Annotated in this window: 20 protein-coding genes, 1 tRNA gene and 1 pseudogene; 13 read left to right on the top strand and 9 right to left on the bottom strand. The window is 70.8% G+C overall.

What is annotated here, in order from left to right; translation table 11 throughout:
• The 3 genes and pseudogenes from ACFRAL_RS09490 to ACFRAL_RS09480 form a co-directional block, all read left to right on the top strand.
• Positions 1-1039 (top strand): annotated as a pseudogene (locus ACFRAL_RS09490) (DNA polymerase III subunit gamma and tau); the annotation flags it as partial.
• A 2-nt stretch (positions 1040-1041) separates the two neighbouring features.
• Positions 1042-1635, top strand: a complete 594-nt coding sequence (recR, locus tag ACFRAL_RS09485) for a recombination mediator RecR (protein ID WP_336396757.1) — start codon at positions 1042-1044, stop codon at positions 1633-1635.
• Between the two features lie 127 nt (positions 1636-1762).
• Positions 1763-2692: a DMT family transporter gene (locus ACFRAL_RS09480; protein WP_336396756.1), complete on the top strand. Its 930-nt coding sequence runs from the start codon at positions 1763-1765 to the stop codon at positions 2690-2692.
• A gap of 22 nt (positions 2693-2714) precedes the next feature.
• Here the strand turns inward: ACFRAL_RS09480 and ACFRAL_RS09475 are convergent, their stop codons facing one another.
• Positions 2715-3203, bottom strand: coding sequence for a hypothetical protein (locus ACFRAL_RS09475; RefSeq protein ID WP_378882108.1), 489 nt, complete (start codon positions 3201-3203; stop codon positions 2715-2717).
• Between the two features lie 247 nt (positions 3204-3450).
• Between ACFRAL_RS09475 and ACFRAL_RS09470 the strand changes: the two genes are divergently transcribed.
• Positions 3451-4737 (top strand): aspartate kinase, encoded by a 1287-nt coding sequence (locus ACFRAL_RS09470; RefSeq protein WP_336396754.1) that lies wholly within the window; start codon positions 3451-3453, stop codon positions 4735-4737.
• A 56-nt stretch (positions 4738-4793) separates the two neighbouring features.
• Here ACFRAL_RS09470 and ACFRAL_RS09465 read toward each other — a convergent pair whose 3' ends face one another.
• The gene (locus ACFRAL_RS09465) at positions 4794-5384 is read right to left on the bottom strand and encodes a TetR/AcrR family transcriptional regulator (RefSeq protein ID WP_336396753.1); all 591 of its coding nucleotides are present in this window, start codon (positions 5382-5384) and stop codon (positions 4794-4796) included.
• Positions 5385-5456: 72 nt separating this feature from the next.
• Here ACFRAL_RS09465 and ACFRAL_RS09460 point away from each other — a divergent pair, with 72 nt between their 5' ends.
• The 5 genes from ACFRAL_RS09460 to ACFRAL_RS09440 all read left to right on the top strand — a co-directional run bounded on the left by ACFRAL_RS09460 (position 5457) and on the right by ACFRAL_RS09440 (position 11615).
• On the top strand, positions 5457-6026 hold the full coding sequence (locus ACFRAL_RS09460; protein WP_378882103.1) for a dihydrofolate reductase family protein: 570 nt from the start codon (positions 5457-5459) through the stop codon (positions 6024-6026).
• Between the two features lie 107 nt (positions 6027-6133).
• Positions 6134-7204 carry an aspartate-semialdehyde dehydrogenase gene (locus tag ACFRAL_RS09455; protein ID WP_378882100.1) on the top strand — a complete coding sequence of 357 codons (1071 nt, stop codon included), beginning with the start codon at positions 6134-6136 and terminating at the stop codon, positions 7202-7204.
• Between the two features lie 136 nt (positions 7205-7340).
• Positions 7341-8840 (top strand): malate:quinone oxidoreductase, encoded by a 1500-nt coding sequence (locus ACFRAL_RS09450; protein ID WP_336396774.1) that lies wholly within the window; start codon positions 7341-7343, stop codon positions 8838-8840.
• A gap of 67 nt (positions 8841-8907) precedes the next feature.
• Positions 8908-10929 (top strand): DUF2207 domain-containing protein, encoded by a 2022-nt coding sequence (locus tag ACFRAL_RS09445; RefSeq protein WP_378882097.1) that lies wholly within the window; start codon positions 8908-8910, stop codon positions 10927-10929.
• Between the two features lie 38 nt (positions 10930-10967).
• On the top strand, positions 10968-11615 hold the full coding sequence (locus tag ACFRAL_RS09440) for a thymidine kinase (RefSeq protein WP_336396749.1): 648 nt from the start codon (positions 10968-10970) through the stop codon (positions 11613-11615).
• A 12-nt stretch (positions 11616-11627) separates the two neighbouring features.
• Here ACFRAL_RS09440 and ACFRAL_RS09435 read toward each other — a convergent pair whose 3' ends face one another.
• Positions 11628-12458, bottom strand: coding sequence for a DUF1295 domain-containing protein (locus tag ACFRAL_RS09435; RefSeq protein ID WP_378882093.1), 831 nt, complete (start codon positions 12456-12458; stop codon positions 11628-11630).
• A 139-nt stretch (positions 12459-12597) separates the two neighbouring features.
• Between ACFRAL_RS09435 and ACFRAL_RS09430 the strand changes: the two genes are divergently transcribed.
• A complete protein-coding gene (locus tag ACFRAL_RS09430) occupies positions 12598-13335 on the top strand; it encodes a FadR/GntR family transcriptional regulator (protein WP_378882091.1) in 738 nt (245 codons plus the stop codon).
• Between the two features lie 29 nt (positions 13336-13364).
• A complete protein-coding gene (locus tag ACFRAL_RS09425) occupies positions 13365-14747 on the top strand; it encodes an alpha-hydroxy acid oxidase (protein ID WP_336396746.1) in 1383 nt (460 codons plus the stop codon).
• Between the two features lie 67 nt (positions 14748-14814).
• Here ACFRAL_RS09425 and ACFRAL_RS09420 read toward each other — a convergent pair whose 3' ends face one another.
• The 5 genes from ACFRAL_RS09420 to ACFRAL_RS09400 form a co-directional block, all read right to left on the bottom strand.
• The gene (locus tag ACFRAL_RS09420; RefSeq protein WP_378882088.1) at positions 14815-15591 is read right to left on the bottom strand and encodes an HAD-IIB family hydrolase; all 777 of its coding nucleotides are present in this window, start codon (positions 15589-15591) and stop codon (positions 14815-14817) included.
• Positions 15592-15641: 50 nt separating this feature from the next.
• Positions 15642-15718: transfer RNA gene (locus ACFRAL_RS09415), tRNA-Pro, on the bottom strand.
• Positions 15719-15736: 18 nt separating this feature from the next.
• Entirely contained in the window at positions 15737-17587 is a 1851-nt protein-coding gene (locus tag ACFRAL_RS09410; RefSeq protein ID WP_378882085.1) for a hypothetical protein, read from the bottom strand.
• A 206-nt stretch (positions 17588-17793) separates the two neighbouring features.
• A complete protein-coding gene (locus tag ACFRAL_RS09405) occupies positions 17794-18726 on the bottom strand; it encodes a metallophosphoesterase (RefSeq protein WP_378882083.1) in 933 nt (310 codons plus the stop codon).
• Entirely contained in the window at positions 18726-21542 is a 2817-nt protein-coding gene (locus tag ACFRAL_RS09400; protein ID WP_378882081.1) for a transglycosylase domain-containing protein, read from the bottom strand. The genes ACFRAL_RS09405 and ACFRAL_RS09400 overlap by 1 nt, the downstream gene beginning before the upstream one ends.
• A gap of 108 nt (positions 21543-21650) precedes the next feature.
• On the opposite strand from ACFRAL_RS09400, the gene ACFRAL_RS09395 reads away from it, so the two are divergent.
• Positions 21651-21866 carry a hypothetical protein gene (locus ACFRAL_RS09395; protein ID WP_336396741.1) on the top strand — a complete coding sequence of 72 codons (216 nt, stop codon included), beginning with the start codon at positions 21651-21653 and terminating at the stop codon, positions 21864-21866.
• A gap of 2 nt (positions 21867-21868) precedes the next feature.
• The gene (locus tag ACFRAL_RS09390) at positions 21869-22336 is read left to right on the top strand and encodes a RidA family protein (protein ID WP_336396740.1); all 468 of its coding nucleotides are present in this window, start codon (positions 21869-21871) and stop codon (positions 22334-22336) included.
• 55 nt (positions 22337-22391) lie between these two features.
• Here ACFRAL_RS09390 and acs read toward each other — a convergent pair whose 3' ends face one another.
• Entirely contained in the window at positions 22392-24386 is a 1995-nt protein-coding gene (gene acs, locus ACFRAL_RS09385; protein ID WP_378882077.1) for an acetate--CoA ligase, read from the bottom strand.
• Positions 24387-24598: the final 212 nt, after the last annotated feature.

Genomic DNA, 24598 nt, shown 5'->3' with positions numbered 1-24598 from the left:
GGTCCCCGCCGCCGCGCCGGCGCCGGTCCCGGCCGGACCGGTGACCCTGGAGCGCATGAAGGACGCCTGGCCGCAGGTGCTCGGTCGCCTGGAGGACGTCAGCAGGTCCTCGTGGATGCTCGCCTCCGGCGCACGGCTCCTCGGGCTGGACGATGACGTCCTCACGCTCGGCTTCGGGAGCCAGACGGACGTCGTGAAGTTCAAGCACCTCGCCGCCGGCAAGGGCCCGAGCGAGGACCTCCGCCAGGCGATCCTCGCCGAGCTCGGCATCCGGGTGAAGTACATCGCGCGGCACGACGCCGGCGGTGGCTCCGGCGGGCCGGCGGCCCCCGGTGGTCCCGCCGCCACCGGCGGCCCGGCCGCACCGGATCCGGCAGGAGCGTCAGGCGAGGGTCGAGCGCCCGCGCCCGACCGACCGGCACGGCCGACCGGCGCATCGCCGCAGACGGCACCCGCGGCGGCCCGCCACCCCGGCCCGGCACCTTCCGCGTCGGCGGCTCCCGCGCCGCGGTCCCAGGCGAGCGGACCATCCCGCGACGCCGCAGGCCCCGCACCCAGGGCGTCCGCGCCCGCCGCGCCGCGCTCGGCGACGGGCACCGGCTCCTATGGCGCCCCTGCGGCTGCCGCCCCGGTCACCGAGTGGGCCGTCGCGCCGATCCCGTCCGACGACGACGCGCCCCCGCCCGACCCCGGTCCCGCCGCCATGCCCAGCCAGTTCGCCGTCGACGACGAGCCGGAGGACGCCGGCGCGGCGCCCGTCCGCATCGCGACGCTCGCGCCCGCGCGCGAGGGCGAGGTCCTGCCGCCCTCCGAGGTCGCACCGTCGATCGAGCGCGACGACGACGATGACGACGTCGATGATGAGAGCGCGGCGATCGCCGACGTCCCCGTGCCCCCCACGGTGGCGCCGCCGCTGGTGCCCTCTGTGAGGACGCGCAACGGCGGCGTGCAGCGGTACGGCGAGGCCGTCGTCCGTCAGGTGCTCGGCGCCCGATTCGTGCGCGAAGAGCCCTACGAGCCGCCCACGAGGTTCAGCTAGGCATGTACGACGGCATCGTCCAGGATCTGATCGACGAGTTCGGCCGCCTTCCCGGCATCGGCCCGAAGTCCGCGCAGCGCATCGCCTTCCACATCCTGCAGACCCCGAACTTCGACGTCTCCCACCTCGCCGAGCTGCTCAGCGAAGTCCGCGAGAAGGTGCGCTTCTGCGAGGTGTGCGGCAACGTCACGGAGCAGGAGCGCTGCTCGATCTGTCGCGACCCACGGCGCAATCACACCCTGATCTGCGTCGTGGAGGACGCGAAGGACGTCGCCGCCATCGAGCGCACGAGGGAGTTCCGCGGCCTGTACCACGTGCTCGGCGGGGCCATCAGCCCGATCGCCGGCATCGGCCCGGACGATCTGCGCATCACGCAGCTCATGCAGCGCCTCGCCGACGGCACCGTGCAGGAGGTCATCCTCGCCACCAACCCCAACCTCGAGGGCGAGGCGACCGCCACATACCTGAGCCGTCTGCTGCACACCCTCGAGATCGCCGTCACCCGTCTCGCCTCCGGGCTCCCCGTCGGCGGCGACCTCGAGTACGCCGACGAGGTCACCCTCGGGCGGGCGTTCGAAGGGCGCCGCTCGGTCTAGCCGCGATGTCGGAAGTCCGCCGTATATTGGCGGTCGTCCGCCTCGCGGGCGCGGCGGTGTCGGTCCAGTCTTGGTCGACGACGGTCCGATGCCGCGCGGATGCCGGCATCTGAGACGGAAGGACCCCATGTACTCCTCGCAGCGCTTCGACATGCGTGCGTGGCTGCTCTTCGCCGCGATGGCGGTGCTGTGGGGCATCCCGTACCTGTTCATCAGCATCGCGGTCGAGTCGTACTCGCCGGCGGCGGTCGTGGCGGGCCGCACGCTGCTCGGTGCGCTGCTGCTGCTGCCGTTCGCGCTGAAGCAGAAGGCGCTGCGCCCGGCGTTCTCGAAGATCGGCTGGGTGCTCGTGTTCGGCGCCATCGAGATGGCGGGCCCGTTCCTGCTCCTCGGCCACGCCGAGCAGACCCTTCCCTCCGGGCTCACCGGCCTCCTCGTCGCCACCGTGCCGCTGTTCGCCGCGCTCATCGCCTTCGGCGGCGGCGACCGCTCGGTGCTGAGCCCCGCCCGGGCGATCGGTCTCGTCGTCGGGTTCGTCGGCGTGTTCGTCATCGTCGCGGGGCCCGGCCTGGCCGTCGAGGGCGGAGGCGGACTCCTCGCCGTCGGCGAGGTGCTGCTCGTGGCTCTGCTCTACGCCATCGCGCCGTTCGTCATCGCCACGAAGCTCCGCGATGTGCCTGCGCTCGGCACGATCACGCTCGCGCTGCTCGCGGTGGGCATCTTCTACACCCCCATCGCGTTCCTCACGCAGCATCAGGTCCCGACGGTCGAGAGCACGGTGTCGCTCGTCCTGCTCGCGGTGCTCTGCACAGCCGTGGCCTTCATCGCCTTCTTCGCGCTGATCGCGCGCGTCGGCCCGGTGCGGGCGCCGCTGTTCACGTACGTGAACCCGGTCGTCGCGATCGTGCTCGGCACGATAGTCCTGAGCGAGCCGCTCACCGCCGGGCTGCTCGTCGGCTTCCCCCTGGTCATCGTGGGCTGCTGGCTCGCCGCCACGGGAGGGCGGCTGCGAGCGCCGCGGGCCGAGGCGGAGTTCCCGCCCATCCCGTCGCCGTGACGGGCGATCGGGTCCTTCGGGCTCAGCGCAGGACTTCCACAAGCACGATCCACGACACCATCAGCGCGGCCATGATGCCGACGATCGAGCCGACGGCGAACCACAGCAGCCCGTGGCCCTGGCCGGCCGCGAGCAGCGCGCCGCCCACGAGATACGCCAGCGGTGCGATGAAGCCCACCGCTGCCTTGCCTGCCCGGAGCCGGTTCCGCGGATGCCGGTTCTCGAAGATCCGTCGCGCAGCCTGTACGGCGAACGCGGCCGCGCCGACCGCCAGCAGACACATCGCGATGCCGTAGCCCTGCGGGCCGATGCCCGGGATGAGCCCGATGGCCGAGCCGGCCAGCGCCAGGACGAGCCCCGCGATCCCGGCGGCGAGGCGGGCGGTGAGCGAGGCCTCCTTGATGATCTCGGCGATGTTCACGCTCGCCGCCACGATCACCAGGCCCGCGAGGGCGGCCGTCGCGCCCACCATGGCGACGTTGAACTCCGACCAGGCCTCGATCTGCTCCATGGCACGGATGCTAGCGCGCGGCGGCGCCGCCACGCGGCGCACAGAATCGGAACCTTTCAGCGACACGCCGATCCTCGCGCGCCCCGCGCCGCGTGTCGCCGCAGCTCTCCGATTCTGTGCTGCGGTGAGCCGGCGGACGCCGCGGGCCCGTCACATGACCGGGCGCGCATGGGCGCGTCCGTAAGATGGAACGTCGGGTGCGGCATCCGTTCCCGCCCGCCCCTCGAGACACGCGTGGAGACTCATCGTGGCGCTCATCGTCCAGAAGTACGGCGGATCGTCGGTCGCCGACGCCGAGAGCATCAAGCGCGTCGCGAAGCGCATCGTCGACACCCGCCGCGCCGGTCATGACGTCGTCGTCGCCGTCAGCGCCATGGGCGACACGACCGACGAGCTCCTCGACCTCGCCGGCCAGGTCGCGCCGATCCCGGCGCCCCGCGAGTTGGACATGCTGCTGTCCAGCGGTGAGCGCATCTCGATGGCGCTGCTGGCGATGGCCATCCACTCGATGGGCTTCGAGGCCCGCTCGTTCACCGGCAGCCAGGCCGGCATGATCACGACGGCCGACCACGGATCCGCGCGGATCGTCGACGTCACCCCGATCCGCCTGCGCGAGGCGCTCGAAGAGGGCGCCATCGTCATCGTCGCGGGATTCCAGGGCTTCAACCGCGACACCCGCGACATCACGACCCTCGGTCGCGGCGGCTCCGACACCACCGCCGTCGCGCTCGCCGCGGCGCTCGAGGCCGACGTGTGCGAGATCTACAGCGATGTGGACGGCATCTTCACCGCCGACCCCCGCGTCGTGCCGAAGGCCCGCAAGCTCGGCGCGGTCTCCGCCGAGGAGATGCTCGAGCTCGCCGCGAACGGCGCGAAGGTGCTGTACATCCGCGCTGTCGAGTACGCCCGCCGCCACGGCGTGCTGATCCACGCCCGCTCCACGTTCAGCTCGGGCGTGGGGACCTACGTGCTCGGCCCGGGGATGAGCATCCCCGACGCCGGAGAGGGAGAAGAGATGGAAGAACCCATCGTCGCCGGAGTCGCCACCGACCTCGGCCAGGCCAAGATCACGATCATCGGCGTCCCCGACGTTCCCGGCAAGGCGGCCGAGATCTTCAAGGTCGTCGCGAAGTCCGGCGCCAACGTCGACATGATCGTGCAGAACGTGTCGGCGGCCGCCACCGGGCGCACCGACATCTCGTTCACGCTCCCCAAGACCGACGCCGCCATCGCGCTCAAGGCGCTCGCCGGCGACCAGGCCGAGATCGGCTTCGAGAACCTCGTGCACGACGACCAGATCGGCAAGCTGTCGGTCGTCGGCGCCGGCATGCGCACGCACTCCGGCGTCTCGGCGACCCTCTTCGAGGCCCTGAGCGTCGCCGGCATCAACATCGAGATGATCTCGACCTCCGAGATCCGCATCTCGGTCGTGGTCCGAGGCGACGACCTCGCCGAAGCGGCGCGGGTTGTGCACACCGCGTACGACCTGGACGGCGACGTCGAGGCGACGGTCTACGCCGGCACCGGTCGCTGACGCGAGCGGCAGAGGATGACGGATGCCGCGACCCGCGGCATCCCCCCGCTCCGGCGTCAGCCCGCCGAGACGTCGCGACCGTCGGTGAGCAGACCCTCGACGAGCGCTTCGACGATGTCGTCGGTCGGAGTGTCCGCGTCGATGGACACGGTCAGCCGATCGAGGATCAGTCCCTCGATCGCGTAGTGGAAGAGGGCGATCTCGAACGCGCCGCCGGGCAGCCCTGCGGACTCGTTGAACGCGACGTCGGCGGCGAAGCCGGCGCGCATCCACGCCCCCAGCGCGTCGGCGATCTCCTGGGAACGCGCAGCCTCCAGGCGGAGGGTGAAGAGTGCGAGCGTCACCTCCCGCTCCGACGTCAGCCGGCGCACGATGTCGCGTGTGTAGTCGGCGAACAGTGCGCGGTCGGCGGGGCGGTCCTGCCATCTGGCGTGCACGGCCGGGTCGGGCGCCAACCGCTCGCCGATCCGCTCCACGAGCGCTGAGATCAGCAGGTTCCGGCTGCGGAAGTAGTTCGACGCCGTTCCCGTCGGCACGCCGGCCCGGGCGTCGACCGCCCGATGGGTGAGCCCTCGCATGCCCTCCGCCGCCAGCACGGAGATTCCGGCATCCGCCAGCAGGCGCCGTCGCTCCTCGTTACGTGCCACGGGATCAGCGTAGCGAATCCACGACAGATGTCGTAGTCTGGCATCCACTACACATGTCGTGAAAGGATCCACATGCGCGATCTCGTCTACTACGCCGCCGTCAGCCTCGATGGACGGATCGCGTCGCCGCGCGGGGCTTTCGACGCCTTTCCCGTCGAGGGCGACCACATCGACGTCATCAACGCAGAGTGGGCTGACACCGTCCCCGGTGCGATGTACGACGCGCGGGGCATGAGCGCGCCGCGCGGGCGATTCTCGACCGTGCTGATGGGCTGGAACACGTTCGCCGCAGGGCTGGAGTTCACCGACAGCCCGTACCCCCACCTCGAGCAGATCGTGTTCTCGCGAACACGCACCTCGGCGGACGTCGGCGCCGGTGTGCGGATCACCGCCGAGGACCCGCGTGCCGTCGTCGCCGAGCTGAAGGCGCAGCAGGCCGCCGATATCTGGCTCTGCGGCGGGGGAGTGCTCGCCACGGAGCTGCGGGAGCACATCGACCGTCTCGTCCTCAAAGTGAACCCCATCGTCTTCGGCGACGGCCTTCCGCTGTTCGCCGGCGGGTATGCGCCGTCGTCGTTCGTGCTGGAGCGCTCGCGCAGCTTCGCGTCCGGCGTCGTGATGAACGAGTACCGCCGCGCGTAACCGCGGCCCGGGCTCAGGGCTGCGAAAGGTAGAATCGGGCGCATCCCGCGCGTCCGACGGTGTCCGCGCGTCCGCTCCACGCTTGTGCCCACGCTGAGGAACCACCCATGACCCGCATCTCCGATTCAGGACTCTCCGTCGCCGTCGTCGGCGCCACCGGCCAGGTCGGCGGCGCGATGATCGACATTCTCGAGGAGCGAGGGTTCGCGGTGCGCGAGCTCCGGGCGTTCGCTACGGCCCGCTCGGCCGGATCGGACGTGGTGTTCCGCGGCCAGGCCGTGACCGTCGAGGATGTCGCCACGGCCGAGCTCGGCGGCATCGACATCGCCCTCTTCTCGGCCGGAGCGACCGGCAGCCGCGCGCACGCGCCCCGCTTCGCCGAGGCGGGCGCCGTCGTCATCGACAACTCCAGCGCCTGGCGCATGGACCCCGACGTGCCGCTCGTCGTGAGCGAGGTCAACCCGCACGCGATCGCCGAGGCGCGCAAGGGCATCATCGCCAACCCCAACTGCACCACCATGGCCGCGATGCCGGTGCTGAAGGTGCTCGACGCCGAGGCGGGACTCGAGCGGCTGATCGTCAGCACCTACCAGGCCGTGAGCGGCTCCGGCGTCGCGGGCGTGCAGGAGCTGCTCGGCCAGGTCGAGGGCGTGCTGGCGCAGGGCGGCGTCGAGCGGCTGGCGCGCGACGGGTCCGCGCTGGACTTCCCCCAGCCGGAGAAGTACATCGCCCCGATCGCCTTCGACGTCATCCCGTTCGCCGGCAGCCTCGTCGAGGACGGCCTCAACGAGACCGACGAAGAGAAGAAGCTGCGCAACGAGAGCCGCAAGATCCTCGAGCTGCCCGACCTGCGGGTCGCCGGAACGTGCGTGCGCGTCCCGGTCTTCACCGGCCACTCGCTCAGCATCAACGTCGAGTTCGCCCGCGAGATCACCCCCGAGCGTGCGCGCGAGCTGCTCGCGAGCGCACCCGGCGTGAAGCTCGAGGAGGTCCCCACGCCGCTGCAGGCCGCCGGTACCGACCCCAGCTACGTCGGCCGCATCCGCGCCGACCAGTCCGCGCCGGAGGGCAAGGGGCTCGTCCTCTTCATCTCCAACGACAACCTGCGCAAGGGCGCGGCACTCAACGCGGTGCAGATCGCCGAGCTCGTCGCCGCGAACCTCGGCGCGAGCGTCTGACGCCGAGCGCCGGCACCCTCCGCGCTTGCCGCCGGGGCAAGAACGCGCGGATTTTCCGGTGGCGCCGCCGTCCCCGGTCAGGGCCGCTTTCGGGGCGAACTAGAATCGTCTGGTGACCGAAACGCCCTCCGACGCCCTGCCCAGCCCCGACGACAGCGACCTCCCCACCGGCACGGTCGATGTCCTGCTGATCGGCGGCGGGATCATGAGCGCGACCCTCGGCACCCTGCTGCAGGAGGTCCAGCCCGACCTCAAGATCGCCCTGTTCGAGCGGCTCAGCGACGTCGCCATGGAGAGTTCGAACGCGTGGAACAACGCCGGCACGGGTCACGCCGCACTCTGCGAGCTCAACTACATGCCCGAGGGCAAGGACGGCTCGGTCGACCCGGCGAAGGCCATCTCGATCAACGAGCAGTTCCAGCAGAGCCGCCAGCTCTGGTCTTCGCTCGTCGACGAGGGCGTGCTCGATGCGCCGTCGACGTTCATCAACTCCACGCCGCACATGACGTTCGTGCGCGGCGAGAAGGATGTCGCGTACCTAAAGAAGCGCTACGAGGCGCTGAAGGATGAGCCGCTCTTCGCCGGCATCGAGTACAGCGAGGACTCCCGCGTCATCAACACGTGGGCGCCGCTGCTCATGCAGAAGCGCCGGAAGGGCGAGCCCTTCGCCGCGACCCGCGTGCCCGCCGGCACCGACGTCGACTTCGGCGCCCTCACCCGCCAGCTCGTCGACCGCCTCGCCGAGAACGGCGCCGACGTCCGCACCAACACCGAGGTGCGCAGCCTCAAGCGTCTTCCCGACGGCACCTGGCGCGTGAAGTACCGGCGCACGATCGGACGCACGCCCGGTGAGATCCGCGCGAAGTTCGTCTTCGTCGGCGCCGGCGGCTGGGCCCTCAAGCTGCTGCAGCGCTCCGGCATCCCCGAGATCTCGGGGTACGGCGTGTTCCCCATCGGCGGTCAGTGGCTGAAGACCACCAACCCCGCCATCGTGTCGCAGCACAAGGCGAAGGTGTACTCGCAGGCGTCGGTCGGCGCGCCGCCCATGTCGGTGCCGCACCTCGACACGCGGGTCGTCGACGGTGAGGCATCCCTGCTGTTCGGGCCGTTCGCGACGTTCAGCCCCAAGTTCCTCAAGAACGGCTCCTGGTTCGACATCGTCGGCCAAGTGCGTCCGGGCAACCTGGGACCGATGCTCAAAGTCGCGTGGGACAACCCCAGCCTCATCTCGTATCTCGTCGGCGAGCTGCTGAAGAACCACAAGAAGAAGGTCGACAGCCTGCGTGTCTTCATGCCGACGGCGAAGGATGAGGACTGGGAGCTGCTGCAGGCCGGGCAGCGCGCGCAGGTCATGAAGAAGGATCCCGAGAAGGGCGGCATCCTGCAGTTCGGCACCGAGGTCGTCACCGGCGCCGACGGCACCATCGCGGGCCTGCTCGGCGCCTCGCCGGGAGCCTCGACCGCGGTGTCGATCATGCTGGGCCTGATGAAGACGTGCTTCCCCGACCGCATCCAGGCGTGGGAGCCGCGTCTGCGCGAGCTCATCCCGAGCTATGGCGAGACCCTCAACGCGCGCCCTGAGACCGCGCGCGAGCTCCTCGGCGAGACGGCGGAGACGCTGGCCCTCACCGCGTGATCCGCCGATGAGGCGGTGGTCCCTGCGATCCTGTGAGCGCGGGGTGCCCGACCCCTAGGGTGGGGGCATGCCGGTGTCAGGACGCGCACGGCGCGGCTGGGGGATCGCCGCGGCGTCCATCGTCGCGGTGCTCGTGGCGGGGGCTGTGGCGCTCGCGACGGGTGAGCGCGCGCCCGCCGCCTTCTCCGCGCGCGGCCCCGAGCGACCGCCGGTGATCGGCGCGCTGGCGGCGGCATCCGTCGACGACTTCTCGTTCGACTCGTTCGACGCGGACTACTGGCTCGTCCGGGGCACCGGAGATCGCAGCCGGCTGCTCACGACCGAGACGATCGTCGCCCGGTTCCCCGAGTTCGACCAGAACAAGGGCATGGTGCGCGCGCTGCCGGTCGTCGACAGCGGCATTCCGCTGGGCACCGTCGTGCTCGGCGTCACGGGCGAGGACGGCGTCGCGATCCCGTGGTGGACCGAGCGGGACGGCGATTGGATCTACGTCCTCACCGGCGACGAGTCGTACGTCCACGGCGCGCAGACGTACGTCATCACCTACGAGATGAGCGACGTCGTGCTGCGGTACGAGGACACCGCGGCCGACGAGTTCTATTGGGACACCGTGGGCACCGACCACGCCCAGCCGTTCGATGTCGTCCACGCCGACGTGCATGTGGCGACGGATGCCGCGACCGCCGTCATCGACGGGCGCGTGTTCTGCTACACCGGGCCGGCGGGCTCCAGCGAGCAGTGCGACATCGAGCGGACGGACGCCCCGGAGGCGCTGCCGGAGGAGGTCTCGTGGTGGGCCATGGCGTCGGGCTCGTCGGCGACCAGCACCGTCGCGTTCCGCGCCGCCGACGAGGGGCTCGGACCCGACGAGAACGTCACTGTGGCGATCGGCTTCGAGCGCGGCACGTTCGCCGCGCCCAGCCCTCCGCCACCTCCGCCGTACCCGTGGTGGCTGTGGATCCTCCCGCTGCTCGCCCTGCTCTCGGGCGTCGGCGGCCTCGCCTTCCTGCTCGTGGTCAAGGCGGCGGCGCGCCGCAACCCCGACCGGTCGCCGGTGATCGTGCAGTACGCGCCGCCTGCCGACGAGTCGCTCACGCTGTCGGCGGGCGTGCTGGATGTGCCCCAGCGTGCGCTGGCCGCGCACGTGGTCGACCTCGCCGTCAAGGATGCCGTGGAGCTGCGCGCCAGCGGCGACCGGCAGGACGCCGACGACTTCGAGGTGGTGCTGCGCGAGACCGCCGGCCTGGACGCGGACGAGCGGAGGATCGTCGACACCCTGTTCGGGCGCAAGGCCGAATCCGGCGCCGACGTCGACCTCGGAGCGTTCGCCGCCAAGCCGCCGCCGCGCGCGGTCACGTACGTGCGGCGGATCGACGAGTTCACCGTCCAACGGGGCTACCGCAGCAAGCTGCCGGCCTGGATCGGACGGACGCGCGGCTTCATCCAGACGACGGGGATGCCTCTCGCGCTCCTTCTGATCTTCTTCGCGGACGGCGCCTTCGTGGTGCTCGGGCCCCTCGGGACGCTCGGTGACATGCTCTACTTCGCGGCCCTCGGGAGCGCCTTCTTCGCGTTCATCGGCCTTCCCTTCGTGTCGCTGCCGACGTCGACCCTGACCGTCGCCGGAGGGATGCACCGGACCTACCTCGACGGCATCCGCGAGTACCTCGCCCTCGCCGAGGAGGACCGCCTGCGCGCCGCGCAGTCGCCGCGGACGGCGGACCTCGTGTCGTCCGGGCGCCGCCCGTACGGGGAAGCGCCCGGCGGGCGCGGGGCCGACGTGGTCAACCTGTACGAGCGGCTGCTGCCCTACGCGGTGCTGTTCGGCATGGAGCGGGAGTGGGTGCGGGTGATCCGCGCGGCGGCGGGGACCGAGACGGCGACGGACCTGGCGCTCTTCGACGCGGTGACCTCCCGCTCGCTCGCTGACGCGTCCTCGTCGATCGGCCGCCTGGCTGCGACCCCCGTCTCGCGACCGGGGTCCTCCTCGAGCTCCTCGTCGGGCTCGAGCTGGTCGTCATCCGGCGGCTCGTCGGGCGGCGGCTTCTCCGGCGGCGGGGGCGGCGGCGGAGGCTTCGGCGGCCGCTGAGCCCGGAGCGCGGTGACGACACCGACTACGCTCGATCCGTGGCAAAGCTGTACTTCCGCTACGGGGCGATGAACTCCGGCAAGTCGACGTCCCTTCTGCAGGCCGCGTACAACTACGAGGAGCGGGGACAGCACGTGCTGCTGGCGAAGCCGGCGATCGACACGAAGGGCGCCGACCAGATCGACAGCCGGCTCGGCGTCAAGCGCACGGTGGACTTCCTGATCGCCCCCGACGCCGATCTGCGCACGCTGTTCGCCGAGCATCGCGCGCGGGTGAAGCGGGATGCCGCATCCGCCCTCGTGCCGGAGTCGGACGAGCACGAGGTCGACGTCGCGTGCCTCCTCATCGATGAGGCGCAGTTCCTCACCAGGACGCAGGTGGACGATCTGCTGCGGATCGTGGTGATGGACGGCGTGCCCGTGCTCGCCTACGGGATCCGCACCGACTTCCAGACGCAGGCGTTCCCCGGCTCGGCCCGCCTGCTGGAGCTCGCCCACAGTCTCGAAGAGCTCAAGACGATCTGCCGATGCGGCCGCAAGGCGCTCTTCAACGCCCGGCTCGTCGGCGGACGATTCGTCTTCGACGGCGACCAGGTCGCGATCGACGAGCTCACCGCCGAGCGCGTCACGTACGAGTCGCTGTGCGCCGAGGACTACCTGCGCGCGTCGGGCGGCCGCCTGCAGTAGGCGAAGGGCCGCTCACGCGGGCTCGGCCGCGCGGCGCCGCCGGCGGGGGAGCGGGACGAGCATCGACGTGCTGCGCTGGTAGTCGCGGTACGCCGGATACTTCGAGGCGGAGATCGACTCGGTGAAGATCGTGGAGCCGATGAACAGGATGGTGAGGCCCACGGCGCCGGCGATCGTGCCGTTCAGCCAGCTGCCGCCGTCGGCCACGAGGGCGGCAGCTCCGAGCGCGTAGAACACCCACCACTGCGCCTGCTCGAAGAAGAAGTTCGGATGGCGGCTGTAGGCGAAGAGTCCGGTCGACAGGAAGCCAGGTCCGAGTGTGCCGCCCGCCTGCCTCTTCGCGCGGTGGAACTCCCACTGCTGCTGGTCGGCCACCGTCTCGCCCGCGAGGAAGCCGGCGAACAGGACCGCGAACGCCGCGTCCCATCCCGTGAAGGGGACGGGATGCTGCCACGCGACGTACGCGGGAAGCGTGATGAGCACCAGCAGGGCGCTCTGCGCGAGCACGATGAAGAGGAGGTTGAACAGCTGGAACTGCCAGGATGTCATGCGGCTGCGCAGGACGGCCCAGCGATAGTCCTCCATGCCGGTGTAGCCGCCCTTGCGGGCGAAGTTGAAGGTGAGACGCACGCCCCAGGCCGTCACGAGCACGGCCATGACGATGAGGCGTGTGGCGTCGACGCCGGACGTCAGCGCGGCGCCGGCGAAGATCCACACGTAGACGACCGGGACGATGGACCACAGTCGGTCGATCCACGACGTCTCGTGGGTGATGAGCGAGGTGATCCAGCAGAACGCGGCGGCGATGCCCGCGACGATGAGGACCAGGACGAGGGGATCCATGTCGTCAGGGTAGCGCCCACGGCGCCTCCGGCCGCGACATCCGCCGGCACACGGGTTGTCTGTGGTCCGACCACAAGTTATCGTGGTCTGACCACACCGCGCCCTTCAACGGGGAGGGCCGACATCGACGAGGAGACCCGTGGCAGGCACTCCCACACCGCAGGCTGCGATCGCCCCCGCGCGCGCCTGGCGCGTGGTGCTCGAGAAGATCGAGGCGGACCTGCTCGACGGCGCCCTGCGGCCGGGGGATCGCCTCCCTCCAGAGCGGGAGCTCGCCACGACCCTCGGCGTCGGCCGATCGAGCGTGCGCGAGGCGCTGCGGGTGCTGGAGGTCATGGGCCTCATCCGCACCGGCACCGGCTCCGGCCCGACATCCGGCGCCATCATCATCGCGACACCCCAGGGCGGGATGTCGGCGCTGCTGCGCCTGCAGGTCGCCGCTCAGGGCTTTCCGCTGGACGACGTCGTCGCCACCCGCCTCGCCCTGGAGTCGGCGGTCGTCGAGACGCTCGCGGCCGACCCGGAGCGTTCAACGGCCCAGGGCCGCACGATCGTCGATGCGATGGAGGCCGCCGACCTCACGCCCCCCGAGTTCCTCGCCCTCGACGCGCAGCTGCACCTGGCGCTGGCCGAGGCGTCGGGCAACGTCGTCATCGTCGCGATGATGGCGGGTCTGCGCACGGCGATCGAGTCCTACGTGCAGGCCGGGGCGGCGAGGATCCCCGACTGGGATGCCGCCGTCGCCCGTCTGCGCGCCGAGCATCGGGCGATCCTCGAGGCCGTCGATGCGGGCGACGGTGCCCGCGCCCGCGCCCTCGTCCACGACCACATCACCGGCTACTACGCACAGGCGGGCCTCGCCCGCGCCAACGACTGAGCCCCACAGAGAAACCGAAAGGGACCCCCATGGTCACCCGTCAGCTTCCGCGCCCCGCCGAGCTGCTCGAGCTCATGCAGTTCAAGAAGCCCGAGCTCAACGCCAAGAAGCGCCGGCTGGACGCCGCGCTCACGATCGACGACCTGCGCACGATCGCCAAGCGTCGCACGCCCAAGGCCGCGTTCGACTACACCGACGGTGCGGCGGAGGGCGAGCTCTCCCTCACCCGCGCGCGGCAGGCGTTCCAGGACGTCGAGTTCCACCCCGACATCCTCCGCCCCGCCGAGAACGTCGACATGTCGACGGAGATCCTCGGCGGCCCGTCCGCCCTTCCCTTCGGCATCGCGCCGACGGGCTTCACGCGCCTCATGCAGACCGAGGGCGAGACCGCGGGGGCGAGTGCGGCCGGCGCCGCCGGCATCCCGTTCACGCTCTCGACGCTCGGCACGACCTCGATCGAGGACGTCAAGAAGGCGAACCCGAACGGACGCAACTGGTTCCAGCTCTACGTCATGCGCGATCGGGAGATCTCGTACGGGCTCGCGCGCCGCGCGGCCGCGGCCGGCTTCGACACGCTGCAGTTCACGGTCGACACGCCCGTCGCCGGCGCCCGCCTGCGCGACAAGCGCAACGGCTTCTCGATCCCGCCCCAGCTCACGCTGGGCACGATCATCAACGCGATCCCGCGGCCGTGGTGGTGGTACGACTTCCTCACCACGCCGAAGCTCGAGTTCGCGTCGCTGTCGACCACCGGAGGGACTGTCGGCGAGCTGCTCAACTCGGCGATGGACCCGACGATCAGCTACGACGATCTCGCTGTCATCCGCGACATCTGGCCCGGCAAGATCGTGGTCAAGGGTGTCCAGAACGTGGACGACTCCAAGCGCCTCATCGACGCCGGGGTGGACGGCATCATCCTGTCCAACCACGGCGGCCGCCAGCTCGACCGCGCGCCGATCCCCTTCCGGCTGCTGCCCGAGGTCGTGCGCGAAGTGGGCAAGGACGCCACGGTCATGATCGACACCGGCATCATGAACGGCGCCGACATCGTCGCGTCGGTCGCGCTCGGCGCCAAGTTCACCCTCATCGGCCGCGCGTACCTCTACGGGCTGATGGCCGGCGGACGCGAAGGCGTGGACCGGACCATCGCGATCCTGCGCAGCGAGATCGAGCGCACCATGAAGCTGCTGGGCGTGTCGACGCTCGCGGAGCTCGAGCCGCGGCACGTGACCCAGCTCACGCGCCTCATGCCCCTCGCCGGCGCCCCGGCCGAGGCCGTGGGCGGCGGGGCGCCTCGCGTGCGCGTCGCGTCGGGCGCGTCCGCACGCGCTCCGAAGAGCACGGCCAACGGCAAGGCGGATGCCGCGGCATCCCGTCCCGCGAAGGCCTCGGCGTCACGCCCCAAGGCCTGACGTCACGAGACGAAGGGGTGCCCGCCGGGAACGGCGGGCACCCCTTCTCGTCGTGTGCGGTGGCGCCTCAGACGCGCACCGGAAGCGTGGGGATGAGCTCTTCGAGGTAGTCGGCCGTGTCCTCCCAGCCGTCCACGGCATGGCACCGGACCCCCATCGCCAGCACCGGGTAGTCGTTGCCGTCGGGATCGAGGCGGTCGCCGACGAAGAGCATGTCGTCGAGCGCGATGCCGGTCTGCTCCGACAGTCGGCGCATGCCGTAGGCCTTGTCGATGCCCCGCTCGGTGATGTCGACCGAGGTGGAGCCGCCGGAGCGCACCTCGAGGTCGGGGAGGAGCGCCGCGACGGCCGCGCGCAGCGCGTTCTTCTTCTCACCGGTCGGGTCCCACGCCATCTTCTCGGCGACGGGAGCCTCCTGGCCGAGGGCGGAGAAGGTGATCTGCGAACCGCGGTCCTCGAGGATGTCGCCCCAGGTGTCGGACTCCCAGAGGCCCAGGCGGCGGGCCTCGCTCTCCACGGCGGCGAGGGCGCGGGCCTTCTGGTCGTCCGTCAGCGAGCGCTTGTACACGGTCACGACGCCGTCGTCGGACAGCCGGTAGTACTGGGTACCGCACGTCGGCAGCAGGTGCATGCGGCCCCGCGCATCGGCGGTCGCGTCGGGCAGCCTGTCGACCACCTGGCTGGTGAACTGCGCGAGCTGACCGCCGGAGATGATCGCGACGTCGACGCGCTCGGCGAGCGCCACGAGCAGGTCGCCGATGCGCGGGTCGATGCGGCTCTTGCTCGGTGCGAGGGTGTCGTCCAGATCGAAGGCGACGAGGCGGGGCGAGGCGCTGTCTGTCACGAGTCCGTCCTTTCGCGCGAGAGGCCCCGCCTTCCGGCGGAGCCTCTCAGTGGTCGGGGTGACAGGATTTGAACCTGCGGCCTCTTCGTCCCGAACGAAGCGCGCTACCAAGCTGCGCCACACCCCGTTTTGCAACCCTCCGAGTCTAACCGATGTCGAGCCGTGCTCCGAACCAGGGGCGGCGGGGGCGGCGGGATGCCACGACGGCGGCGCCCGCCGACAGGAGCATCACCGCGATCGCGGTCGGCACGCGGAGCGTGTCGGGGTCGGCGGCCGTCGCCGGAAGCTGCGGGGCGTTCGCCGCGGGCGTCGCCGTCCGCGTCGGCGTCGGCGATGGCGCGACGACGCGCGTCGTCTCGTTCTCGACGCCGCACACCCCGAGGTGGACGATCTGCCCGGCCGCATCGAGCGCCTGCTCCTGCCAGTAGTACGTTCCGGCCTCATCCACGGGCGGCGAGGTCACCGTGTGGCCGCCCGTCGCCGTCACCAGGATCTCGTCGCTGCGCCAGACCAGGTTCTCCTCGGTGCACGTCTCCGCGGCCGGAGTGCCCTCGACCGCGCGATAGACCGCGGACGTGATGCGCAGCCCGTCGGCCGGTAGAGGATGCGCGACGTGCACGGTGTCGCTGAGGCGATCGCCCGGCGCAGCGAGCGGCAGCGCGGTGGTCGTGATCGCCGGGACCATGGTGATCTGGCTGCGCTCGCCGAACTCCTCGCTCCAGCGGTAGCCCACGCCGGTGCGCTCGGCGACCTCCTCCGTCTGCTGCGCGCCGGAGATGCTCCAGACAGCGGTGTAGAAGCCTGCCTCCGTCATCTCTTCGTCCGAGGTCACCCGGTACGCCGCGGTGGGTCCTGTCGCGGGGTCGCTGGTCAGCGCGAGCGTGGCCACCGGCTCGGCATCCGGCGGGGCGTCCCCCGTCACCGGCTCCGTGTCGGTGCGGTACACCGCGGCCTCGGCGGTCACGGGCAGGTACGAGCCGTCCTCGCCGCGGGGCCATGTTCCCTCCTCGGCGTGGAACGTCACGTCGTCTACGAACCGCCCGCCCGGCACGTAGCGGCTGACCACCTGGGTCGTGATGGTGGGCGCGAAGGGGAGAGCGCGCGGCGCGGCATCCGCACCGCTGACCTCGAAAGACACCTCGCCTGCCGGCCCCGCGGTGTCCTGACCGCCCGGCGTCGTGAAATGCCGCACGGCGGCGACGAGCCCCGCGGTGAACCGGCCCGTGCCGCTGACGCTGAAGGGGCGACCCTCCGCGGGAGGGGCGGCCGCGATCGCGTAGTCGACGCCGGGGACGGCCCCGTCGCGGGTCGCGGCGCCGGTGTCTGCGAACACCGCGTTCACGAGCGACAGCGAGCCGGTGGCGGACGTGACCGTCGCGTCGACGCGCACGCTGCCGGCCAGGGCATCGCCCGGATCGGTGGTGAAGACCATCGTCCCGGTCGCGGTCGTCGGCGCGGCCACGGCGCGGGCCTCGTCGTAGTAGGCCACGGCGAGCGCCTGCACCGCCGCGCTGTGCTGCGGAGCGAGCGCCGAGAGCGTCCAATGGATCGCACCGGCCAGCGAATCGCCGGGATATCCGAAGGCGTGGAGCGTCTCGTCCCAGTCGGCGATCGCCTTGACCGCCCAGCCGACGGCGGCCGCGGTGACGGGGTCGTCGGTCTGACCGTACGTGGTGACGAGGAAGTTGATGCCGGCGAGCTGCTGGGGCGTGAGTCCGGCGGCTGTCGTGCTGAGCCCGAGGTCCGTGGTGGACCCGGTCGGGGCCGGAGCGCCGGGCGTGATGCAGTACGTGTGCACACCGTCGACGAGCATCGAGCCGTGCCAGCCGTAACGCGAGATCGGCGCCCAGCTGCCGAAGCCGCTGCCCTGCGATGCGGCGTGCGCAGGCTGGGGAGCCAGCAGGGCCACCAGCAGATGGACCACGATCGCGATGGTCAGGGCGAGCGCCGAGACGGCGGGCGGAAGGCCGCGACGACGCGCACGCAGCAGCCTCACGATCAAGGGCGGCCGGGGCGGACGCGGATCGTAAAGCGGTGGGCGGCGTGGGGCGGTTCTCGTCAGCACGTCCCGAGCCTGGCGCCCGCGCGGCCGCGCGGGATCACGGACGGCAGCACCGGTGGACAGCGGGGCGTCAGGTGCGGCCTGGGGAGGAGGCGCGTGCCGCGAGACGGCGAGCGCCGTCGAGCGCCGGCCGGCCGCCGTCAGGGGCGGGGGAGGAGGGTCAGCAGGGACGCCTCCGGGCGGCACGCGAAGCGCACGGGGGCGTAGATCGAGTGTCCGATGCCGGCGCTGACGTTCAGCGGCGCCGTCCGGCCGGCATGGGTCCACTCGCTCAGGCCGCGGGCCTGCCGGAGCGGGATGTCGCAGTTGGCCACGAGCGCCCCGAAGCCCGGCACCCGAACCTGTCCGCCGTGGGTGTGCCCTGCGAAGATCGCGTCCGCTCCGAGGTCGACGAAGTCGTCGAGCACGCGCCGATAGGGTGCATGCGTCACGCCGATGGTGAGATCCGCGGAGCCGTCCGCGCGCAGCTGCGAGACCAGGCCGGGGAGCACCTCGAGATCGTCCCACCCGCGGTGGGCGTCGCTGACGCCGAACGCGGCGATGCGCAGGTCTCCGGCATCCAGCGTCCCGCCGGCGTTGTTGAGATTCAGCCAGCCCAGCTCGTCGGCGAGGTAGCCGTCCAGCGCGTCGGTGTCGAGCGGCTCGGCCGTGTGGGTGACCTTCGAGGGCCCGGTGAAGTACCGGAGCGGGTTGCGTGGAGAGGGCGCCGCGTGGTCGTTGGATCCGTGGACGAAGACGCCCGGGATGCCGCGCAGGGGGTCGAACGCGGTGCGCAGCCCCCGCAGCCCGTCGGGGTGGCCCATGTTGTCGCCGGTGTTGACGACGAGGTCCGGCTGCAGCTCGGCGAGCGCAGCCATCCACCGCTGCTTGCGTCGTTGCCACGGAGCCATGTGCGCGTCCGAGACGTGGAGCACCCGCATCGGGCGGGCGCCGGCCGGAAGCACGGCGAGCTCATGGAACCGCACGGTGAACAGGTGGCGTTCGATGCCGATGCCCCACACCGCGGCACCCGCGGCGACCGCCCCCACCGTGCCGAGCACGGTGAGGGCGGTGCGAGCCGGAGACGACGGCACTAGTCGTCGCCGTTGCCGTTGTTGCCGCGGCCTCCGCCGCCGCCGCCGCAGTCGGCCGCGCTGTAATCGACCGTGATGCCGGCATTGCGGTTGACGACGGTGCCCGCGGCGGGGTTGGTCCCGCCGGTGCGCGACTGATTGCCCAGGGAGGCGTCCTGCGTGCAGGTGCCGTCGCTGACGTTGCCGAATCCGGCGCTGCGCAGCGCGCGCTTGGCGTCCTCCAGCGTGCGACCCGACACATCGGGCACCGCGATGCCTTGACCGTTGCTCGGGCTGATCGTGACCACCGTGCCTGCCGCCACTCGGCCGGCACCGGGGTTCTGCCCGGCCACGACGCCTTCGGGCTGGTCCGAATCCACCGGATCGCCGACGACCACACCGAAGCCGGCGTTCTCCAGGATCGCGGTCGCCTCGTCGATCGACCTGCCGACCACGTCGGGCAGGTCCGTCAGCACCTGCTTCGTGAGCTCGGCATCGGGGCTCGCGAACCGGTCACCGCCGTACGCGGCGTTGGCGGCGCCCTGCACCCAGCGGGCGATCGAGTAGCGGATGTCGGACAGCCGCCGGTCGTTGTACCAGGTCTTGAAGATGTCGCCGCCGCCCTCGATGTTGCCCGCCCACGTGGCGGTCGCGACCTTGGTGCTGGAGGTGATGAGCCACGACTGGATGGACTCGTGGGTACCGGTCTTGCCGATGAGCGGCACGCCGTCGCGCGGGTTGCCCTGCGCACCCGTACCACCGTTCATGACGCCCTGCAGCGCGTACGCGGCGGTCGCGGCGACCCGGGGATCGAGCACCTGGCTGCACGCGCGCTCGGGCTTGGGCAGCTCGTTGCCGTCCGAGTCCGTCACGCGGTCGATCACCTGGGGCTGGCAGTAGACGCCGTTGTTGGCGACCGTGGCGTACGCCTCGGCCATCGCCAGCGGCGAGACCGCGGCCGTGCCGATGACAGACGACAGGTTGGTCATCTGCACCTCCGTGCCGTTCGCCTGGGTGACGCCCATCTTGGTGGCGACCTTTTCGATGTCGCAGAGGTCGAGCTTCTCGGCCATGGCGAAGTAGCCGGTGTTGAGCGAATCCGCAGTGAACCGCATCGGGGTCCCGTAGTACCCCCGGTTCTTGCCGAAGTTGTTCACCAGCGTGTTGCCCTCGTTGTACCAGTCGCCGTCGCACGAGTTCGTCATCTTCTTGAAGACGTGCAGCGTGCCGTTGAGGCGCTCGTTGACAGACTTGCCCTTCTCGAGCCAGTCGAGGAGCGTGAACAGCTTGAACGTCGATCCGGCGTTGAACCCGGTCGAGTTGCCGAACTGCTTGTCGCCGGCGAAGACCAGCGACGAGAAGTTCGGGTCGGCCGAGACGGCCGCATCCTCGCTGAAGGACGTGTTCTGCGCCATGGCGAGGATGCGCCCGGTCGTGGCCTCCACGCTCACCGTGGTCGAGCCGAACCGGCCCGGGACCCCGATGTCGGGCGAGATCGGCATCTCGATGGAGGTCGGAGCGTACGTCGCGATGGCATCCTCGGCCGGCGTCTGGATGCGCGGGTCGAGCGTCGTGTAGACGTTCAGCCCACCGCGCTGCAGGGTCTCCTGCCGGTCCTCGGTCGACTCGCCGAAGGCGGGGTCGTTGAGGATCACGTACTTGACGTACTGGCAGAAGTAGGCGGCGCGGCCGGCGGCGGCGCAGCCGGTCTTCGGCGGGTTGATGGTCGGGGTGATCGGCCACACCGCAGCCTCGACGAACTGCTCGCGGGTGATCTTGCCGTCCTCGAGCATGCGGTCGAGCACGTACAGCTGGCGCACCTTAGTGGAGGTGTAGCCGTCAGCGGCCGCCAGCTTCTGCTCCTCGGTGATGTCGCCCGAGGCGACCAGACCGTCGAGCGCGGAGAGGTTCGCGCCCTCGTCGATGACGCCGTCGGGCGCCTTGTTGAAGGTCGCGCCGTCCGAGCCGAAGATGGAGCCGCCGGGGCGGTCGATGCGGTAGTTGTTGGGGTTCTGCACCATGCCGGCGAGGGTCGCCGCCTGTGCGACCGTCAGGCTCGCGGCGTTCGTGCTGAAGTAGTAGCGGGCGGCGGCCTCGATGCCGTACGTGATGCCGCCGAAGTTGGCGATGTTCATGTAGCCGAGCAGGATGTCGTTCTTCGAGTACTTCTGCTCCAGCGCGATGGCGTAGCGCATCTCCTGCAGCTTGCGGGTGTACCCCTCGGTGCCTTCGGCGGTCGTGGCCTCGACCCAGCAGTTGCGCAGCGCGTCGTCACGGCTCGTCTTGACCTTCGGCGCGCCGTTCTCGTCGACGATGATCTCGCCGGCCTCGTCGGTCTCGTACTCCGTCTCGGCGTTCTGCTCGCACTTCTGGATGAGCACGTTCTTGACGTACTGCTGGCTGATCGACGACCCGCCCTGGGTCTCGCCGCCGCCCTGCGCGTTGGAGAGGAGGGCGCGCGTCGTGCCGATGAGGTCGATGCCGCCGTGCTGGTAGTAGCGGGGGTCCTCACTGGAGAGGAGCGCGTCGTACATCACCGGGGAGATCTGATCGAACGCGACGGGGGTGCGGTCCTGCTCGAGGAACTGCGTCATCAGCACCGGCTCGCCCGTGTTGGGGTCGGTGTAGTAGAAGTTGCTCGGGAGCATGAGCTTGTCGAGCTCGAGCACGCTCGGGAGATTGTCGAACATCGTGATCGCGCGCTCGGCCGCGGTGCTCGTGATGGCGACCGCGGGGGTGACCGTGGCGGCGATGAGGACACCGGCTGCGGCACTGAGACCGACGAGGCCGGCGAGTCCGCCGAGCACACCGGTGGCCGTGCGTTTGGTATCAGGCATAGGCTTGATCGTAGGGGACATACCTGGGCGATTCCCTGACGGACGTGCGCCCGCGAAGATGTTTCCCAGCCTTCACCAGCCGTCACTTTCCCTGACCGAGGAGTCGCGATGACGACGTGGGAATACCTCACCACGCCCCTTCTGATCCACAACACCGCCGCGATCCTCAACAACTGGGGCAAGCAGGGCTGGGAGCTCGTCCAGGTCGTGCCCGGCCCCGAGGGCGGCCTCGTCGCCTACTTCAAGCGGCCCTCGGGCGGCGGCCAGCAGAATGCCGGACTGGATGCCGCGGCCCAGGCCGCCCGGCAGTTCGAGGGGTCGTGAGCATGAGCGTGAGCGACCGCCTCGCCGAGCTGGGCATCGACCTTCCCGACGTCGTGCCGCCCGTCGCGGCCTACGTGCCGGCGAAGGCATACGGCGACCTCGTCTACACCGCCGGCCAGCTGCCGATGATCTCGGGCGCGCTGCCGGCGACCGGGAAGGTCGGTGAAGGCCACGGCCTCGTGCCGGCGGTCGACGCCAAGGACTATGCACGGCAGAGCGCCCTGAACGCGATCGCCGCGGCCGCCGCGGCGGTCGGCGGCGTCGACCGGCTCACCGGCGTGGTGAAGGTCACCGGGTTCGTGGCATCCGTCCCCGAGTTCACCGGCCAGCCCGGCGTCATCAACGGCGCCAGCGAGGTGCTCGGCGACATCTTCGGCGAGGCAGGCAAGCACGCCCGCTCCGCGGTCGGCGTTCCGGTGCTGCCGCTGGATGCCCCCGTCGAGGTCGAGGTCGTCTTCTCGTACGCCTGAGACGACGGAGCGGATGCCGCAGCCCAGGGCTGCGGCATCCGCTCTTCTCGTTCCCCTACCGGACCTGCGCCGAGATGACCGACATGACCATCGTGTCGGCGAGCGTCGTGGTGTCGCCGACCTCGCGGCCCTCCGCGACGTCGCGGAGGAGGCGCCGCATGATCTTGCCGGAGCGTGTCTTGGGCAGCTCTCCGACGATGTAGACGTCTCGCGGCCGGGCGATCGGGCCGATCTGCTCGCCGACCCAGACGCGCAGGTTCTGGGCGAGGCCGTCCGGCGCGTGCTCCGCGAGGTACGACTGCTTGATGATCACGAAGGCGACGACGGCCTGCCCGGTCGTTTCGTCGGAGGCGCCCACGACGGCCGCCTCGGCCACGGCTTCGTTGCCGACGAGGGCCGACTCGATCTCGGTCGTCGACAGGCGGTGGCCCGACACGTTCATGACGTCGTCGACGCGACCCAGCAGCCACACGTCGCCGTCGTCGTCGAGCCGGGCGCCGTCGCCGGCGAAGTAGTAGCCCTGCGTGCGGAACTTCTCCCAGTACGTCTCGGCGAAGCGCTCGGGGTCGCCCCAGATGCCGCGCAGCATCGACGGCCACGGCTCGGTGACGACCAGCAGCCCGCCGTTGCCGTTGCCGACGTGCGAGCCGTCCTCGTCGACCACGTCGATCGAGATGCCGGGCAGCGGCACCTGGGCGGAGCCCGGCTTCGTCTCGGTCACGCCGGGGAGGGCGGAGATCATGATCGAGCCCGTCTCGGTCTGCCACCACGTGTCGACGATCGGCGCCGTCTTGCCGCCGATGATCTTGCGGTACCACATCCACGCCTCGGGGTTGATGGGCTCGCCCACGGATCCGAGCAGGCGCAGCGACGACAGGTCGTACTGCTTGGGGATGGCGCGGCCCAGCTTCATGAAGGAGCGGATCGCGGTCGGCGCCGTGTAGAGGACGGTGACGCCGTACTTCTGCACGATCTCCCACCAGCGCCCCGGGTGCGGCGTGTCGGGCGTGCCCTCGTACAGCACCTGCGTCGCGCCGTTGGCCAGCGGGCCGTACGTGACGTAGCTGTGCCCGGTGACCCAGCCGATGTCGGCGGTGCACCAGAAGACGTCGGACTCGGGGTGGATGTCGTGCACGACCTTGTTGGTGAACGCGGACTGCGTCAGGTACCCGCCCGAGGTGTGGAGGATGCCCTTCGGCTTTCCTGTCGTCCCCGAGGTGTAGAGGATGAACAGCGGATTCTCGGACGGGAACGCCTGGGCCTCGTGGTCGCCCGATGCCTGCGGCACGACGTCGTGCCACCACAGGTCGCGGCCCTCGGTCCAGTCCACCTCGTTCTGGCCGCGCTTGACGACGAGCACGTGCTCGACCGTCTCCTGCGCGCCCGCGCCGCGGTCGCCGAGCGCGAGGTCGACGGCGGGCTTCAGCGGCGAGACCTTGCCCTTGCGGTAGCCTCCGTCGGCGGTGATGACGAGCTTCGCGCCGGCGTCGTCGATGCGGGCGCGCAGGCTGTCGGCGGAGAACCCGCCGAAGACGACGGAGTGGATGGCGCCGATGCGCGCGACCGCGAGCATCGAGGCGATCGCCTCGGGGATCATGGGCATGTAGATGGCGACACGGTCGCCGGCGCCGACGCCGAGGCCCTCCAGAACGTTGGCGAGCCGCTTGACCTCGTCGGTCAGCTCGGCGTAGGTCACCCGGCGCGCGTCGCCGGGCTCGCCCTCCCACAGCAGCGCGACACGGTCGCCGTTGCCCGCCTCGACGTGACGGTCGAGGCAGTTGTAGGCCACGTTCAGCTCGCCGTCGTCGAACCACTTGGCGAACGGGGGGTTCGACCAGTCGAGCACCTGGGTGAACGGCTTGTGCCAGTGCAGGTCGCGGGCCTGCTCGGCCCAGAAGCCCAGCCGGTCGGCTTTCGCCCGCTCGTAGAGGGCGGCCGTCGCGACGGCGTTGCCGGCGAACTCCGCGCTGGGGGCGAAGCGCCGATCCTCGTTCAGCAGGTGGTCGATCTGGCTGCTGGCGGGGTGCGTGACCGGAATCTGTTCGCTCATGGGAGCGCGCTCCTTTGCGGGCTTGAGGGAGGCCGGCGGGGTGCCGGTGAGTCTGCCAGGAAATGTACCCAGGCTGCTCGGGGGCGGCTACCCCCGATAGTAGGTGGCTGCGGATATCGGACTCGCACCGATATATCGGTGAGAATCCTCTCCTTTTCGTTTGGTGGCCCCCCTCGCCTCGCCTATGCTGACCGGTGGCCGAACATTCGATT

The organism is Microbacterium sp. NPDC056736 (genome assembly GCF_042790415.1).
GTDB lineage: Bacteria > Actinomycetota > Actinomycetes > Actinomycetales > Microbacteriaceae > Microbacterium.
Note: the sequence above shows the minus strand (reverse complement) of the source record. Positions and strands in the feature narration are given on the sequence as shown.

Excerpts from the sequence above, each read along its gene's own strand:
- ACFRAL_RS09480 (WP_336396756.1), top strand. The coding sequence starts at position 1,763 with ATGTACTCCTCGCAGCGCTTCGACATGCGTGCGTGGCTGCTCTTCGCC.
- recR (WP_336396757.1), top strand. The coding sequence starts at position 1,042 with ATGTACGACGGCATCGTCCAGGATCTGATCGACGAGTTCGGCCGCCTT.
- ACFRAL_RS09390 (WP_336396740.1), top strand. The coding sequence starts at position 21,869 with ATGAGCGTGAGCGACCGCCTCGCCGAGCTGGGCATCGACCTTCCCGAC.
- ACFRAL_RS09435 (WP_378882093.1), bottom strand. The coding sequence starts at position 12,458 with ATGGATCCCCTCGTCCTGGTCCTCATCGTCGCGGGCATCGCCGCCGCG.
- ACFRAL_RS09455 (WP_378882100.1), top strand. The coding sequence starts at position 6,134 with ATGACCCGCATCTCCGATTCAGGACTCTCCGTCGCCGTCGTCGGCGCC.
- ACFRAL_RS09445 (WP_378882097.1), top strand. The coding sequence starts at position 8,908 with ATGCCGGTGTCAGGACGCGCACGGCGCGGCTGGGGGATCGCCGCGGCG.
- ACFRAL_RS09395 (WP_336396741.1), top strand. The coding sequence starts at position 21,651 with ATGACGACGTGGGAATACCTCACCACGCCCCTTCTGATCCACAACACC.
- ACFRAL_RS09460 (WP_378882103.1), top strand. The coding sequence starts at position 5,457 with ATGCGCGATCTCGTCTACTACGCCGCCGTCAGCCTCGATGGACGGATC.
- ACFRAL_RS09400 (WP_378882081.1), bottom strand. The coding sequence starts at position 21,542 with ATGCCTGATACCAAACGCACGGCCACCGGTGTGCTCGGCGGACTCGCC.
- ACFRAL_RS09475 (WP_378882108.1), bottom strand. The coding sequence starts at position 3,203 with ATGGAGCAGATCGAGGCCTGGTCGGAGTTCAACGTCGCCATGGTGGGC.
- ACFRAL_RS09425 (WP_336396746.1), top strand. The coding sequence starts at position 13,365 with ATGGTCACCCGTCAGCTTCCGCGCCCCGCCGAGCTGCTCGAGCTCATG.
- acs (WP_378882077.1), bottom strand. The coding sequence starts at position 24,386 with ATGAGCGAACAGATTCCGGTCACGCACCCCGCCAGCAGCCAGATCGAC.